This is a genomic window from Umezawaea sp. Da 62-37, assembly GCF_032460545.1.
Classification (GTDB): Bacteria; Actinomycetota; Actinomycetes; order Mycobacteriales; family Pseudonocardiaceae; genus Umezawaea.
Window position 1 is genome coordinate 780,475 of sequence record NZ_CP135965.1, and the last position, 15,837, is coordinate 796,311.

Genomic DNA, 15,837 nt, shown 5'->3' on the forward strand with positions numbered 1-15,837 from the left:
CAACCCCCACCGGCTCAGTGCTGGTGGTGCCACCCGAATCACCCCACCTGGCGGCGGATGTCGAGGAGGTGGTGGCGAACCTCGTGCAAGGTGTGCGCCGCGACCCACCGCAAGGTCCGTTCGGTCGGTTCGGGGTAGCTGTACACGAGGGTGCGCGACCAGGTGGTGGGATCCAGGCGGTCGAGCACGGTGGTGAACAACAGCGCGGCGTCGGCGAGTTGGCGGGCGACGTCGAGGGGGTTCTGCTCCCCGTAGCCGTCGTGCTCCACCCGTTCGTCCCTGCCCATCGGCGTGCAGACGGGTCGGTCGGTCCGCCGTGCGGCGAGGACCCGCTCGCGTTGCACGAGCAGCATGTCGCGCAGGTGGCAGGCGTATTCCAGGGGTGACCAGGTGTCCGGCTGCCGCCGCTTCGCGAGGTCGGCGGGCGCGTGGTCTCGGAGGATCCCCACGACGGCGGCGATCCCCTCCCTGATCGCCAGGCCTGCCAGGAGGGCTTCGTCGAGGTCGTAGGTGTGGTCGCACTCCGGGCACTGGTCCATCGGCCGACGATAGCGCGGTCCGGGTGCGAAGGCTTGTGCCCCAGCGCATCCGAGCCGGATCGGCGCCCTCGTCCGGTGGAGGAGGAGGACGCCGGTCCGGCTGCCGGGTGACTAGCGCTGCAGCGTCAGCACGCCCGGCCGCCAGGGCAGGCGGTTGTAGTCGCCGCCGGCGCTCGGGTCCTTCCCCTGGTAGAGGAGCTGCAGGTTGCAGGGGTCGATGGTCTTGGTCTGGTCGGGGTTGCTGCGGACCAGGTCGCCGTGGCTGATGTCGTTGGTCCAGCTCGCGCCGCTGTTGGCCTTGCCCGCGAAGGGGTTGCCCTCGCTGGCGGCCTGCGGGGTCCACGAGCCGCCCAGGCTGCTGGAGGTGAACGAGCGGAAGTAGCGCCCGTTGCCGCCCATCGCCTCGACGATCATCAGGTACTGGTTCTGGTCCTTGACCTTGTAGACCTCCACCCCTTCGAACAGGTTTTCCTTCGTGTCGCTCATGATCTGCGTGTAGGACGAGCCGAAGCTGCCGGGGAAGTTCCCGATGGGCATGCTGGCCCGGTAGATCTTGCCGTTGTCACCGGCGAAGAACAGGTACATGTTCGAGCCGTCGGCGATGAGCGTCTGGTCGATGGGCCCGGTGCCGGAGTTGGGGATGCTGCCGGTGAAGAGGGTCTGCTGCGCCGACCACCCGTTCGCGTTGGTCGGGTCGCTCGACGTCCGGTAGCTGAAGGCGGTCCCGCCCCACTGGTAGGCGAGCACCCAGATGCTCTTCGGGGCGAAGTAGAACAGCGTCGGCGCGACGGTGCCGGAGTTCATCCCGTTCTGGCTCGCCGAGGCCATGTCCGACCAGTTGGTGAAGGTGCCGAAGTTCATCGAGCCGTACGACGCCGACGAGTTGACCATCGACCCGTAGACGAGGTGCTTGCCGTTGTACACGACGCTGGTGAAGTCCTTGAGCGCGAGCCAGCCGTTCTTCGGGCTCGCCAGCGACCCCGTCGACGACCAGCGGTAGCTCGACGGCAGGGAGCAGGTGCCGGTCGGCGGGGCGTCCAGTTTGACGAGCTGCCACTGCTGGTTGGCGCCGTTCTGGTCGGCGTACTGGAGGACGGCGGCCCCGTCCGCGGTCGACGAGCCCGTCACCTCCACCGCTTTGCCGCTGTTGCGGTTGACCAGCTTCACGTAGCCGCTGTCGGTGTCCACGAGGCTGAACTGCTGGTTGGTCCCGCCGAGGTCGGCCCACTGCTGGACCTTCGCGCCGTCGGCGGTCGACTTGCCGTCGATGTCGAGAACCTTGCCGGAGTTCTTCGACTTCAGCTTGTAGTAGCCGCTGCCTGCGTCCACGAACTGCCACTGCTGGTTCGCGAGGTCGTGGCGGGACCACTGCTGGACCACCGCTCCGTCGGCGGTGGACGTGCCGGACACGTCCATCGCCTTGCCGCTGTTGCGGTTGACCAGCACGTAGGACGCGCTCGTGTCGACGGTCGCCGCCGCGGCCACGCCGGTGTTGATCGCGACCGCCGCGGGAGCGGCGAGGGCGGTCGCGAGCAGGGTGATCAGCACGCGTCCCCAACGGCCGCGCCCCGCCCGGCGGGGTGGCGTGGTCGGTGGGGCTTGGCCCATCGGATTCATGGTGGTTCTCCTTCTGCGTCGAGGCCCCACGGGGCCGGGTGGAGCCCTGGGGCGTGGTCAGGTCGAAGCGCCGCACTGTTCTTCGCGGTGACCCACGATCGCTAGACGCGGGCCCACTTCTGGTTGTTCTGGCCGTTGCACGCCCACAGGACCAGCCGCGCGCCGTTGGTGGTGGCGGCCTGCTCGACGTCCAGGCACAGACCCGCGCGGGTGTTGCGCAGGGAACCGTCGGAGCCGAGGGTCCACTTCTGGTTGTCCTGGCCGTTGCACGACCAGATGAGCACCCGCGTGCCGTTGGCGGTGCCCTGGTTGTCGGCGTCGAGGCACTTGTCGCCGTAGACGCGGACCTCGCCACCCGCCCACGTCGTCCACAGCTGGTTGGCCGCGGTCTGGCAGTCCCAGATCAGCGTGGCGGCGCCCGCGGCCGTGGAGGCGTTGTCGACGTCGAGGCACCGGTTGGAGCCGACACCGCGCAGGCGCGAGGTCGTGCTCGCCACGGGGCTGCCGCCGGACACCCGGAACGCGCTGACGCCGTGCGCCGGCACGCTGGCCGAGATGGCCCCGGAGGTGCTGGACGTGCCACCCGTCCACACGTCGAGCAGGGAGAACGCGGTGCCGGACAGGCCGATCTGCGCGGCGGTGGTGGAGATGGTCGCGGTGCTGCCGCCCCGGTTGAACAGGCCAACGGCGACCGAGCCGTCGGACAGGGTCTTGGCGAACACCTCGGTGTTGCCGTCGTCGCGCACGCGTCGACCGCCCGCGCCGAGCGGGTCCTGGTTGATCGCCAGCAGCCGGGGGTTGCGCAGGACCGCGCTGATGTCGGATGACATGGTGCGGATGTCGTTGCCCGCCATGAGCGGCGCGGCCAGCAGCGACCACAGCGCGAAGTGCGACCGCGACTCGGCGAGCGTGAGGCCGGGGCGTCCGACGACGAGCATGTCGGGGTCGTTCCAGTGCCCCGGTCCCGACTGCGCGGCCAGCGGGGCGGTCACGTCCAGGACGTTGCCCACGCCCATGGGGTAACTGTTGGTGTTGCCGTTCTGCCAGATGTCGAGCAGGTCCTCGGTGGTGCGCCACAGGTCGGCGACCTGGCCCCAGTCGTACTTGTCGCCGGTGATGGCGTGGAAGCTGTTGGGGTTGATGCTGTAGACGATCGGACGGCCGGTTCCGCGCAGGGCGTCGCGCATGATCGAGAAGCGGGCGACCTGCTCGTCGCGGGTGCCCGCGCCGGAGCACCAGTCGTACTTGACGTAGTCGACGCCCCAGGACGCGAAGGACCGGGCGTCCTGGGCCTCGTGGCCCTTGCTGCCGGTCGCACCGGGGAACCCGCCGGTGCCCTGCGCGCAGGTCTTCTCGTTGGGGACCTGGTAGATGCCGAACTTCAGGCCCTTGCCGTGGATGTAGTCGCCCAGCGCCTTCATGCCGCTGGAGAACTTCGTCGGGTGGGCCTGGAGGTTGCCCGACGAGTCGCGGTTCGGGTTGAACCAGCAGTCGTCCACGACGACGTACTGGTACCCGGCGTCCTTCATGCCGGAGGACACCATCGCGTCCGCGGCCTGGCGGATCTGCGTCTCGGTGACGCCGCAGCCGAAGCTGTTCCAGCTGTTCCACCCCAGCGGGGGCGTGAGCGCGGGGCTGCCGGGCGCGGCCACCGCGGCGGGTGGGCCGGGAACGGTGACGGCCAGTACGGCCGCCAGCGCGGCGACCACGAGATGGGCAAGTCGTCGACGCGGAGTGCAGGGCATCGTCGCCCCTTTCCTGGCAGGCGGGGACACCGCGGGCACCGGGGCGCCCGCGGTCTTCACCCCGCGGTCAACAGGTGGAGTTGGTCTGGGTCAGGAGTCCGAGCTTCCAGGGCAGCTTGTTGTAGTCGCCGCCCGCGCTCGGATCCATCCCCTGGTAGAGGTAGCTCAGCTTGCAGGGGCTGATCTCCATGGTCTGGTCGACGTTCGTGCGCACCACCTCGCCGTGGCTGATGTCGCGCGTCCACTGTCCACTCGGGAACGTCACGTTGCTGGCCCTGGCGAACGGATTGGACTCGCTGTCGGCCAGCGCGGTCCAGGATCCCGCGATGGACGTGGAGGTCCAGGAGCGGAAGTAGCGGCGGCCATCGGAGCCGATGGCCTCGTGCACCAGGAGGTACTGGTCCTTGCCCGCGATCTTGTAGACGTTCGACGCCTCGAACAGCCTGTTCTTGTTGGAGTCCTGGAGGGCGATCACCGTGTTGGTGAAGCCGTTGGGGTAGTTGGCCAGCGTGGTCTCGGAGCGGTAGAGGTGGCCGTTGTCGTCGGAGGAGAACAGGTAGCACTTGGCCGAGTCGCAGATCATCCAGAAGTCGACCCAGTAGCCGTTGCCGATGTTGTCCTTGATGATCTGCGGCATGCCGTTGGCGTAGAAGTTCTTCGGTGCCGACCAGGACGCGGGGTTGGCGATGTCGGTGGTCGTGGAGTACGAGGCGTTCGAGCCCGTCTGGTAGATCAGGTACCACAACCGCTGCGGCGCGAAGTAGTACACCTGCGGCGCGGCCCGGTAGCCCGCGCCGACCCCTGAGCGGTCGAGGTAGTAGTGCGGTGCCGCCGAAGCCTGCGACCAGTCGGTGAAGCTGGTGTACATGAGGTTGTAGCCGTTGGTGTAGGTCGAGGCGAACACGTGGTACTTGCCGTTGTAGTAGACGACGCTCGGGTCCTTCACGGCCACGTTCGCGTGCGTCGAGTCCGGTTTCGGACCGATCAGGGCTCCGCTGGAGGACCACCGGAAGCTCGACGGCAGGTTCCCACCCGGCTGCTGCGGGGTCGTGGTCGTCGTGGTCGTGGTGGTGGTCGTCGGGTTGGGGTCGACGCCGCCGGTGCAGGTGGTGCCGTTCAGGCTGAACGCCGTCGGCGCGGGGTTGTCGGCGCCGCTGGTCGAACCGTTGAAGCCGAACTCCACCTTGCCCCCGGACGGGATCGACGCGTTGTAGGAGACGTTGCGCGCGGTGACCTGCGCGCCGCTCTGCGAGACCTGGGCGTTCCAGGCCTCCTTCACCTGCTGCCCGCCCGCGTAGGACCAGGTCAACGTCCAACCGTCGACCGCGTCACCGAGGTTGGTGACGGTGACGGCGGCGGTGAACCCGCCCGACCACTGCGACGGGGCCGCGTAGGCGACCGAACACCCCGCCGCGGCCGAGGCCGGCGCCGACACGGCGGTGAGCACGGACAACGCGGTGAGGGGGACGACGGCTGCGGCCACCAGCCTCGACCGCCTCGACGAGAAGAGCCTCAACAGGGACATGACCATCCTTCGGTGGGGGTCGGGTGTGGTGGCCAGCCGTCGTCCGGCCGAGGCAAGGGCTGCGAAGGCGGGCCCCGACAAGCAATGTATCCACGACGCTACGGAGGCGTCAAAGCTAAAATGTGAGCGTTAACTTTAGCTGCGTTCGGGATGGTGGAAATCCATAAACCCTGCTGGTGCGCCCAAACCAGGCCGACAGCGCCGTTCAGCTGGACCGGATCGGCGGATCCACGGCAGCCAGGTTGTGAACGTGCTCAACACGTGCGTCGCCACGGGCTCGCGGAACGGGGAACGACCTGACCGAGCCCCCGTGGTGGACGGGCATGGGGACCCGGTGGACCGCCGCGACGCCCGGCGGTCTGCCACGGCGCTCGGCGACGGCGAACAGGACCTCCACCGCCTTCGCGCCGAGCTGGTGGTGCGGGAGGACGACGGTGGACAGCCTCGGCCGCAACCAGGAGGCGATGGGGTGGTCGTCGAACGACATCACCGACACGTCCTCCGGCACGGACAGGGCGGCATCGGCGAGCGCCTGGTACGCGCCGAAGGCCAAGCGGTCGTTGAAGCACAGCAGGGCCGTGGGCGTGGTGCGGCGCAGCAGTTCGCGGGTGGCGTCGTACCCGTTCTCCGGAGTCCAGTCCGAACAGGACCGCCCTGCCACCGCGATGCCCGCCGCGTCGAGCACCTCCCGGACGCCGGCGAGGCGCTCCACGGCGGCGATGCTGTTCGGCGGCACCTGGCCGGGACCGGGGCCCGCTCCGATCAGGTGGATGCCCTCGCGGTGTCCGGCGTCGACCAGGACGCGGGCGGCGGAACGGCCCGCCTGCACCTCGTCGGGCAGCACCGACGACAGGGTGGACGGGCGGACGGGAAGCGCGTTGAGGAGCACGGCGGGACCGTCACCGAGCCCTTCGGGAACGAGGACCCTCCTGGTGCACATGGAGGCCAGGACGATGCCGTCGACCCGGTGGTCGCGCATCGCCTCGACCAGCGAGCGCTCGACATCGGGGTCTCCCCCGCTCTCACCGGTGAACAGCATGAAACCGCGTCCGCCCGCCGCTTCCACCGCACCCGTCACCATGTCGCCCGCGAGTTGTGACGACGCGATGGAATCGGAGATCAGACCGATCGTGCGGGTGCGGTTCTTGCGGGTTCCACCCGAGCCGACGTCGCGCCGATAACCCAATTCCTCGGCCGCCGATCGCACCCTGTGCTCGGCGGCGTGGGAAATGCGCAGGTCCCTGCCACGACCGGTGAGCACCAAGGACGCGGTCGTGGGGGAAACACCACTAGCCTTGGCCACATCTGCCAGCGTTACGCGTTGTCGTGCCAACGCAATCCTCCGTCTCGACGGCTGTCAACCGAATCAACGGATATGGGCACCCGGCAGGACACCCGTTGAATGATCTGATGCTAACACGAATTAACAAGAAGGAAACTTCGGGAAATAACCGTTCACACCTCCGCGATAAAACGTTTCAACACAACGAGAATACAATTCACCCATTCATCTACCTTGCGGACCCTCCTTTTCCCGATGACGACGACGAGTGTCAGCGCTTGAGGCGACCGGGGTCGCCCGCGGGTGCGCGGCGGACGAGCCACGCCTCGGTGATGTGGGTGAACATGGCCTCGGAGGCACCCGCCTGGTCGTGGGCGGCGATGCGCTCGAAGACGCGGCGGTGCCCGCGGTTGGACGCCTTGCACAGCTCCACCCCGGTCGCGCCCATGTAGTCGGCCGAGTCGACGACCTGCTTCTCCAACGACCGCACCACACCGCGGGCGATGCGGTTCCCCGAAGCGCGCATGATCGTGTCGTGGAACGTCCGGTCGTGCTCGTGGTAGGCGTCGAGGTCGTGGACGAGTTCGTCCATCCGGTCCACCAGAGCGCCCAACCGGCCGACGGTGTCCTCGTCCGCCATGCGCGCGGCGACGAGCGCCATGTCGGACTCCAGCAGCCTCCGCGTCACCACGACGTCGTCCAGGACGGCCAGGCTCTCGTCCTCGGCGATGACGGCGGCGAGCACCAGTTCGTCGAGCATGTTCCACGACACGGGCGGGCTGATCACCGTGCCCGCACCCTGGCGCACCTGGACGAGCCCCTTCTCCTGCAAGACCTTCACGGCTTCGCGGATCACCGTCCGGCTCACCGAGAACAGCGCGCCGAGCACGGGCTCGGCGGGGAGGGTGGAACCGGGCGGGTGGTCGCCGCGGACGACGCGCCTCACCAGTTCGGCCGTGACCGCCTTGGCCAGGTTGGTCGGCCGACGAGCCCATTCGGGGCTCGCGGTCGACTGGGGGCTGGTTGCCGTCATCGTTCCTCCGGTGCACCGTCGGACCACCCACTATGGCACGCGATCGCCATACGTAACACCGTTGACGTCAGACGTCATACGAGTTAGCTTTCCTCACGTTTGCCTCCTCGAGCAGCGGCGCACGCCCTCGCCCCCCGCCCTGACCACGGGCAGGCGGTCTCCGCGAGGCGTGGCAACGCCCATGGCAACGACTTCGTCCGCGGTCCAGCCGACGGGCTCGTCGTGCGGGACGGCACGCCAGAAGAAGCGCTGCTCCCGAAATCCAGGACCCGAGCCTTCCCTCCGCCGCGGGAGGTGATCCACAACCGCACCCCGCACACCAGGAGGTCCCTTGTCCACACCATTCCCGGCACGCAGGCGAATCGCCTTGTTGGCCGCCGCGCTCATCTCCACGACGTTGACCGCGACTCCCCCGGCCTCCGCGGCCACCACGACCCTCTACGCCTCCCCCACCGGCACGGGCGGCGCCTGCTCGGCCTCAGCGCCCTGCGCGCTGCCCGCCGCGCAAGCCGAAGTCCGGGCCCGATCCGGCTCGATGTCCGGTGATCTCGTGGTCCAACTGGCCGACGGGGTCTACCGGCCGTCCGAACCACTGCGGTTCACCGCGGCGGACTCCGGGACCAACGGCTACCGCGTGGTGTGGCAGGCGGCCCCGTCCGCGCGCCCGGTGATCAGCGGCGCCCGAGCGGTCACCGGCTGGTCGGTCGCCGACTCCGCGAAGAACATCTGGCGGGCGGACGTCGGCGCGGGGCACGACTCCCGGCAGCTGTACGTCAACGGTGTTCCCGCACCCCGCGCCCGCACGCAGGTGAACCGGTCCGACTTCACCTTCACCAGCACCGGGATGCGCTTCACCAACTCGGCGCTGGGCTACCTCAACAACCTGGCGGCGCAGAACCGGGTCGAGGTGGAGAGCGTCAACTCCTTCACCGACCGCTACTCCCCCGTGCAGGGCATCAGCGGCAACGTCCTCACGATGCAGCAGCCCGCCTGGAACAACAACACCTTCGGCTACGACACGATCGCCGCCCCGCACCGGGCGGGCCCCCTGTACCTGGCCAACGCCTACGAGTTCCTCGACTCGCCGGGCGAGTGGTACCTCGACCCGACGGCGGGCGCGCTGTACTACGTCCCGGCGGCCGGACAGGACATGGGCAGCGCCGGCGTGGAACTGCCGGTGCTGCAATCCCTCGTCGACGTCGGCGGCACCTACGCCTCCCCCGCGCACCACATCGCGTTCAGCGGCATCACCTTCACCGGCACCACCTGGCTCGGCCCCAGCAGCAACCAGGGCTACGCCGACCAGCAGACCGGCTCCTACATCGCGGGGACGTGGAACTGGCCCGCCGACCGGCTCACCTCGTGCCAGAACGGCTGCGCCCAGTTCGAGGCCGCGCGGCCGAACTGGTTCCAGATGCCCGCAGCCGTGCAGGTCTCCGCGGCCGACAGCGTCACCTTCACCGACTCGCGGTTCGTCAACCTGGGCCAGACGGCCATCGGGATCGGCAACGACGCGAACGCCCACGCGAGCGGTGTCGGCCTCGGAGCCTCCAACGTCACGGTCACCCGATCCGAGATCGCCGGCGGTTCGGCGGGCGGCGTCGTGGTCGGCGGCGTGCGCGCCGACGCGCACCACCCGTCCGACCAGCGGATGGTCAACCGGGACATCACCATCAGCGAGAACCGCGTGCACGACCTGGGCGTCGACTACCGCGGCAACGTCTCGGTGCTCAACACCTACGTCACCAACGCCACCGTGTCCCACAACGAGGTCTACAACATGCCGTACTCCGGCATGTCCATCGGGTACGGCTGGGGCGCCAACGACGCGGGCGGCAACACCAACTACGCCAATCGCGGCCTCTACAACTACCAACCGCGGTACACGACACCCACCACGGCGTCGAACAACCGGCTGATCGGCAACTACGTCCACGACGTGATGCAGCAGATGAACGACGGCGGCTGCGTCTACACCCTGGGGTGGAACCCGAACGCCGTCATCAGCGGCAACCACTGCCTGCGGACCAACGGCTACTTCGGCCTCTACTTCGACGAGGGGTCCAAGTACTACACCGCGACCGGCAACGTGTTCTCCTCCACCGGGACGTGGGCCACCGCCAACTACTGGGGCGGCGAGAACATGGGCAACTGGACCCTCACGAACAACTGGTCCACCAACGGTTCCACCAACGTGACCAACGGCGACCGGGGCAACACCGTCTCCGGCAACGTCACCGTCACCAACGGGAACTGGCCCTCGGGAGCCCAGGCGGTGATCGCGAACGCCGGACCCGCCGGCGGCACCGGCGGACCGCAGAACGCGATGCTCGTCGGGACCCAGTCGGGTCGCTGCGTCGACGTCGCGAGCGCGACCAACGGCGTCCGGACACGGCTGTGGGACTGCAACGGCGGTACCGGTCAGCGGTGGACCACCACGTCGAGCGGGCAGCTGACCGTGTCCGGCAAGTGCCTGGACGCGTCCGGCCAGGGCACGGCCAACGGCACCGCGGCGATCATCTGGGACTGCAACGGCGGCGCGAACCAGCGGTGGAACGTGAACTCCGACGGCACCGTCACCGGCGTGCAGTCGGGGCTGTGCCTGGACGCGGGCGGCAACGCGACGGCGAACGGCACGGTGCTCCAGCTCTGGTCCTGCAACGGCGGTGCCAACCAGCGCTGGAGCGCACGCCAGTGACCGTCGACCGACGCCACCGGCATCGGTTGATCGAGCTAAATTGTTAGCGCTAACTTTAGCTTGATTTCCAATCTGGACTCAGACTGATCGCCTCGTAGGCCTTTCAAGTGGAGTTTGGGAACGCTCCCGGATTTCGCTAGACCATTGGTACCAACATCGCGGTTAATCGCCCGAGTCCGTCTTGTGAACGCAAACACCCGCTGCCACACTTCCTCTCGGCACACCTTCTCCGGGCCTTGCGCGCGGTACCCCCAACAAACCCCTCACCGCCCGGACCCCACGGGCGGTCTTCGGAAAGCGTGGAAGATGAAACTGACATCGAGGTCAGTCTCGTTGGCGGCAATGGTGTCGACGGTCTTGGCGTCCGCGCTCGGCGCGACGCTGATCGTCACCGGCACCGCCAGCGCGGCGACCACCCTCGGCGCCGCGGCCGCCCAAACGGGCCGCTACTTCGGCGCGGCGATCGCGGCGGGCAAGCTCGGCGACTCGACCTACACGGGGATCGTGAACCGCGAGTTCAACATGATCACCGCCGAGAACGAGATGAAGTGGGACGCCACCGAGCGCGGCCGCAACCAGTTCGACTACACCGGCGGCGACCGCATCCTCAACCAGGCGCTGAACAACGGCAAGCGGGTGCGCGGCCACGCCCTGCTGTGGCACCAGCAGCAGCCGGGCTGGGCGCAGGGGCTCAGCGGCTCCGACCTCCGCTCCGCCGCGATCAACCACGTCACCCAGGTCGCCACCCACTACAAGGGCAAGATCTACGCCTGGGACGTGGTGAACGAGGCGTTCGCCGACGGCAACGGCGGCGGTAGGCGCGACTCGAACCTCCAGCGCACCGGCAACGACTGGATCGAGGCCGCGTTCCGCGCCGCACGGGCGGCCGACCCGAACGCCAAGCTCTGCTACAACGACTACAACACCGACGGCGTCAACGCGAAGTCCACCGGCATCTACAACATGGTCCGCGACTTCAAGTCCCGCGGCGTGCCGATCGACTGCGTCGGCTTCCAGTCCCACCTCACCAACGGCCCGCCCGGTGACTACCAGACCAACCTCCAGCGGTTCGCCGCCCTGGGCGTGGACGTGCAGATCACCGAACTGGACATCGCCGGTTCCAGCCAGGCCAACGGCTACGCGACGGTGACCAAGGCGTGCCTGGCGGTCTCCCGCTGCACGGGCATCACCGTGTGGGGCGTCCGCGACAGCGATTCGTGGCGCACGGGTGAGAACCCGCTGCTGTTCGACAGCAACGGCAACAAGAAGGCCGCGTACACCTCGGTCCTCAACGCCCTCAACGCGGGCGGCACGACCGTTCCGGGTGGCGATCCCGGCACCACGACGACCACCACCACCACTACCACGACCACCACCACGCCGCCGGATCCCGGTTCCGGGGACTGCACCGCGTCGGTGTCGCTGAACGCCTGGAACGGCGGCTTCGTCGCCACCGTCAAGGTCACCGCGGGCTCCTCCGGGCTCAACGGCTGGAAGGTGACCACCTCCCTGCCGTCCGGTACCACCGTCACGGGGTCCTGGAGCACCAGCGGCAGCGGCACCACCGGCACGGTCGTCTGGAGCAACGTCGACTACAACCGCGCCGTCGGCGCCGGGCAGTCCACCGAGTTCGGCTTCCAGGGCACCGGGGGCAGCGACGGGCTGTCCCCCACCTGCGCGGCCGCCTGACCTCGGGCGCCCGGAGCGGTTCCACTCCGCTCCGGGCGCCTCCCCGAGCTTCCACCCCCGCATGGGAGACCACCATGACTCCTCCAACGGCGAGGTTCAGGGCGCGCGTCGCCGCGCTGCTCGGACTGGCGCTGGCCGTGACCGGGTTCACCGCGATCACGCCCGCCAAGGCCGACAACCCCATCGTGCAGCACATCTACACCGCCGACCCGGCACCGCTGGTGCACAACGGCCGGGTGTACCTCTACACAGGACACGACGAGGACGGCTCCACCTACTTCACCATGAAGGAGTGGCGGGTCTGGTCGTCCGCCGACATGGTGAACTGGACCGACCACGGCTCGCCGATGAACGTGGGAACCTTCAGCTGGGCCAGCAAGGACGCCTGGGCGGGCCAGGCCGTCGAGCGCAACGGCAAGTTCTACTGGTACGTCCCGGTCGTCAACCGGGCCACCGGCCGCATGGCCATCGGCGTGGGCGTCGCCGACAGCCCGACCGGCCCGTTCCGCGACGCGATCGGCCGACCGCTGGTGGAGAACGGCGAGATCGACCCGACCGTGATGATCGACGACAGCGGTCAGGCGTACCTGTACTGGGGCAACCCGAACCTCTGGTACGTCAAGCTCAACAGCGACATGATCTCCTACTCCGGCAGCGCCGCGAAGATCCCGCTCACGACGGCGGGTTTCGGCACCCGCACCGGTGACGCGAACCGGCCCACCCTCTACGAGGAGGGGCCCTGGGTCTACAAGCGCAACGGCTTGTACTACAACGTCTTCGCCGCCAAGTGCTGCTCGGAGTTCATCGCCTACTCCACCGCCACGAGCCCGACCGGTCCGTGGACCTACCGCGGCACCGTCATGCCCACGCAGGGCGGCAGCTTCACCAACCACGCGGGCGTCGTCGACTTCAAGGGCGGCTCGTACTTCTTCTACCACAACGGCGCCCTGCCCGGCGGGGGCGGCTACACCCGGTCCGTCGGCGTGGAGAAGTTCTCCTACAACTCCGACGGCTCCATTCCGACGATCTCCATGTCCAGCGGCGGCCCACCGCCCGCCGACACGCTCAACCCCTACACCCGCCAGGAGGCGGAGACCGTCGCCTGGAGTTCGGGCATCGAGACCGAGGTGTCCTCCGAGGGCGGCATGAACGTCGGCTACATCGACAACGGCGACTACCTGAAGGTGAAGAACGTCGCTTTCGGCGGCGGTGCGACGTCGTTCAGCGCCCGCGTGGCCTCGACGGTGTCCGGCGCCTCGGTCGAAGTCCGCACCGGGAGCCAGAACGGGACGGTCGTCGGCCGGTGCTCCGTCCCCAACACCGGCGGGTGGCAGAACTGGACCACGGTGACCTGCCCCGTCAGCGGCCTGTCCGGCACCCAGGACCTGTACCTGAGGTTCGCGGGCGGCAGCGGTTACCTGCTCAACGTGAACTGGTGGCAGTTCGGCGCCGCGAGCACCGCCGCGGTCCCGCGCAGCGGCCTCCCGGTCCGATAAGGACGGTCCCACCGCCGAACGGGCTCGTCCCGGTGACCTGCCAGGTCACCGGGGCGAGCCCGTTCGCGGTCGGACCACCCGTCGAGCACATCCCCGAACACCGAGCACACCTGGAGAACGCGGTGATGACAAGGATCACGGCCCTGTTCGCGGCCGTGCTGGCCGTCGCACTGGCCACCCTGCTGGTGGTGGCGGCCCAGCCTGCGCACGCGGCCTCGTTGGCGCGGGTGACGAACTTCGGCAGCAACCCGACCAACCTGGACATGTACGTCTACGCACCGGACGCGGTCGCGGCCCGCCCCGCCCTGCTGGTCATGGTGCACTACTGCTCCGGCTCGGCGAGCGGCGTCCACAACGGCAACGGTCGCGACTTCGTCATCGGTGCCGACCGGTACAAGTACGTGATCGTCTACCCGGAGGCCACGCGCGAGGGCCACTGCTTCGACGTCTCCACGCCCAACGCGCTGCGCCGCGGCGGCGGCGGTGACTCCACCGGCATCATGTCGATGGTCTCCTACGCCCGGCAGCGCTACAACGTCGACCCGGCGCGGATCGTCGTGGCGGGGTTCTCCTCCGGGGCGATGATGACCAACGTCCTGGCGGCCCAGTACCCGGACGTGTTCAGCGCGGGCGCGGCCTACTCCGGCGTCCCCGCGGGGTGCTTCGCCACCACGAACGGCTCGCTCTGGAACAGCCAGTGCTCGGGCGGGACGCTGCTGAAGTCGCCGCAGCAGTGGGGCGACCAGGCCAGGGCGATGTACCCCGGCTACACCGGCGGGTACCCCCGGATGCAGCTGTGGCACGGGACCACCGACACCACGCTGGCGTACCCGAACTTCGGTGAGGAGATCGACCAGTGGACCACCCTGCACGGGCTGTCCCAGATCCCGGCCTCGACCGATCACCCGCAGTCGTCCTGGACGCGCACCCGTTACGGCAGTTCGGGCGGGGCGGCCGCGATCGAGGCGATCAGCATCCAGGGCACCGGGCACACCCTGCCGCAGTCCGGGATGCTCGCCCACGCCATCACGTTCCTGGGTCTGGACCGCCCGGCCACCACCACGACGACCACGACGACGACCGTCCCTGAGCCGTCCGGTGCCTGCCGCGCCTCGGCGGTCGTCAGCGCCTGGAACAACGGGCTGACCGAGACCGTCACCCTCACCAACACCTCCGACGCGCCCGTGACCGGCTGGCAGCTCCGGTTCGCGCTCCCGAGTGGACAGACCATCACCGCCGGGTGGGGTGCCACCTACTCGCCCGCCAGTGGCGTGGTGACCGCCAAGAACGTCGACTACAACGCGGGGATCCCGGCGGGCGGGTCCGTGTCGTTCGGCTTCCAGGCCACCCACACCGGTGACAGCGCAGCCGCGGGCTCGTTCTCGCTCGACGGCACGCCCTGCGCCACCGGCTGATCGCATCGGCACCAGGAAACGCGGAAGGGGTGCGGCCCGTTGCGGCCGCACCCCTCTCGCACGGGTGGATCAGTCCATCATGCAGCTCGAGCCGTTGAGGAGGAAGTACGCCGGAGCGCCCGTGTCTCCGGTGTGGGTGGCCTGGAAACCGATGCTCACCGACCCGCCGGTGTCGACGTCGGCGTTGTAGGGCGCGTTGGTGGCCGTCACCTGACCGGAGGCGGGCGAGTAGACCGCGTTCCAGCCGGAGGTGATCGTCTGGCCGCTCGGCAGCGCGAACACCAGCGACCAGCCCTTGACGGGGGCTACTCCGGTGTAGGTGACGGTGATCTGGGAGGTGAGACCGCTGTCCCACGCGTTGACCTGGTCGGTGACCCGGCAGGTGAACTTGAGCGGCGTGGACATGACAGTCGGCGGTGACGTGGTCGCCGTCGGGCCCGCGCCCGCCGGTGCGGCGATCGCGCCGAAACCGCTGCCGAGCAGCACGCCGACGGCTGTCAGGAGGAGCCCCACGACCGCGAGTGCTCCCCAGTACTTCTGTCTCTGTCCCTGTCCCGACATAGCTTGACTCCCTTGTCGTGCCGCGGTGGGTACGGCCGGGAACGCGAGCGATCGGACCTGCGCACGGCACGGCCGTCGGGGAGGCGGCCGCGGGACCGGCCGCGACGGAGTCACGAGCCGGTGGTGCGGAGAAATCGCCTGCTGGCAATGAGATCAGCCGCGCGACACGGGGTCGAAGACCGATGTCGCGACGGGTTCTGGCCGATGTCGGCGGTGCGGCGTGCGGGAGGACCTGTG

The 15,837-nt window shown here is 69.0% G+C and carries 11 protein-coding genes; 4 read left to right on the forward strand and 7 right to left on the reverse strand.

Annotation, left to right across the window (positions count from 1 at the left end):
• Positions 1-38 precede the first annotated feature (38 nt).
• The 6 genes from RM788_RS03345 to RM788_RS03370 all read right to left on the reverse strand — a co-directional run bounded on the left by RM788_RS03345 (position 39) and on the right by RM788_RS03370 (position 7,741).
• Complete coding sequence (locus RM788_RS03345) at positions 39-539, reverse strand: DinB family protein (RefSeq protein ID WP_315929996.1); 501 nt, start codon at positions 537-539, stop codon at positions 39-41.
• A 111-nt stretch (positions 540-650) separates the two neighbouring features.
• On the reverse strand, positions 651-2,147 hold the full coding sequence (locus tag RM788_RS03350) for a non-reducing end alpha-L-arabinofuranosidase family hydrolase (RefSeq protein WP_399343014.1): 1,497 nt from the start codon (positions 2,145-2,147) through the stop codon (positions 651-653).
• 110 nt (positions 2,148-2,257) lie between these two features.
• The gene (locus tag RM788_RS03355; protein ID WP_315929998.1) at positions 2,258-3,901 is read right to left on the reverse strand and encodes a glycoside hydrolase family 27 protein; all 1,644 of its coding nucleotides are present in this window, start codon (positions 3,899-3,901) and stop codon (positions 2,258-2,260) included.
• A 67-nt stretch (positions 3,902-3,968) separates the two neighbouring features.
• The gene (locus RM788_RS03360; protein WP_315929999.1) at positions 3,969-5,426 is read right to left on the reverse strand and encodes a glycoside hydrolase family 62 protein; all 1,458 of its coding nucleotides are present in this window, start codon (positions 5,424-5,426) and stop codon (positions 3,969-3,971) included.
• A gap of 205 nt (positions 5,427-5,631) precedes the next feature.
• A complete protein-coding gene (locus tag RM788_RS03365) occupies positions 5,632-6,729 on the reverse strand; it encodes a LacI family DNA-binding transcriptional regulator (protein WP_315930000.1) in 1,098 nt (365 codons plus the stop codon).
• A 250-nt stretch (positions 6,730-6,979) separates the two neighbouring features.
• Entirely contained in the window at positions 6,980-7,741 is a 762-nt protein-coding gene (locus tag RM788_RS03370; protein WP_315930001.1) for a FadR/GntR family transcriptional regulator, read from the reverse strand.
• 331 nt (positions 7,742-8,072) lie between these two features.
• On the opposite strand from RM788_RS03370, the gene RM788_RS03375 reads away from it, so the two are divergent.
• From RM788_RS03375 to RM788_RS03390, 4 genes are all read left to right on the forward strand, one after another.
• A complete protein-coding gene (locus RM788_RS03375; RefSeq protein WP_315930002.1) occupies positions 8,073-10,439 on the forward strand; it encodes a ricin-type beta-trefoil lectin domain protein in 2,367 nt (788 codons plus the stop codon).
• Positions 10,440-10,745: 306 nt separating this feature from the next.
• Positions 10,746-12,128, forward strand: a complete 1,383-nt coding sequence (locus RM788_RS03380; RefSeq protein WP_315930003.1) for a glycoside hydrolase family 10 protein — start codon at positions 10,746-10,748, stop codon at positions 12,126-12,128.
• A gap of 74 nt (positions 12,129-12,202) precedes the next feature.
• Entirely contained in the window at positions 12,203-13,624 is a 1,422-nt protein-coding gene (locus RM788_RS03385) for a glycoside hydrolase family 43 protein (RefSeq protein ID WP_315930004.1), read from the forward strand.
• Positions 13,564-15,039: an extracellular catalytic domain type 1 short-chain-length polyhydroxyalkanoate depolymerase gene (locus RM788_RS03390; protein ID WP_315930005.1), complete on the forward strand. Its 1,476-nt coding sequence runs from the start codon at positions 13,564-13,566 to the stop codon at positions 15,037-15,039. Before RM788_RS03385 ends, RM788_RS03390 begins: the two co-directional genes overlap by 61 nt.
• Positions 15,040-15,108: 69 nt before the next feature.
• Here RM788_RS03390 and RM788_RS03395 read toward each other — a convergent pair whose 3' ends face one another.
• Positions 15,109-15,552, reverse strand: coding sequence for a cellulose binding domain-containing protein (locus RM788_RS03395; RefSeq protein WP_315930006.1), 444 nt, complete (start codon positions 15,550-15,552; stop codon positions 15,109-15,111).
• Between the last annotated feature and the right edge of the window lie 285 nt (positions 15,553-15,837).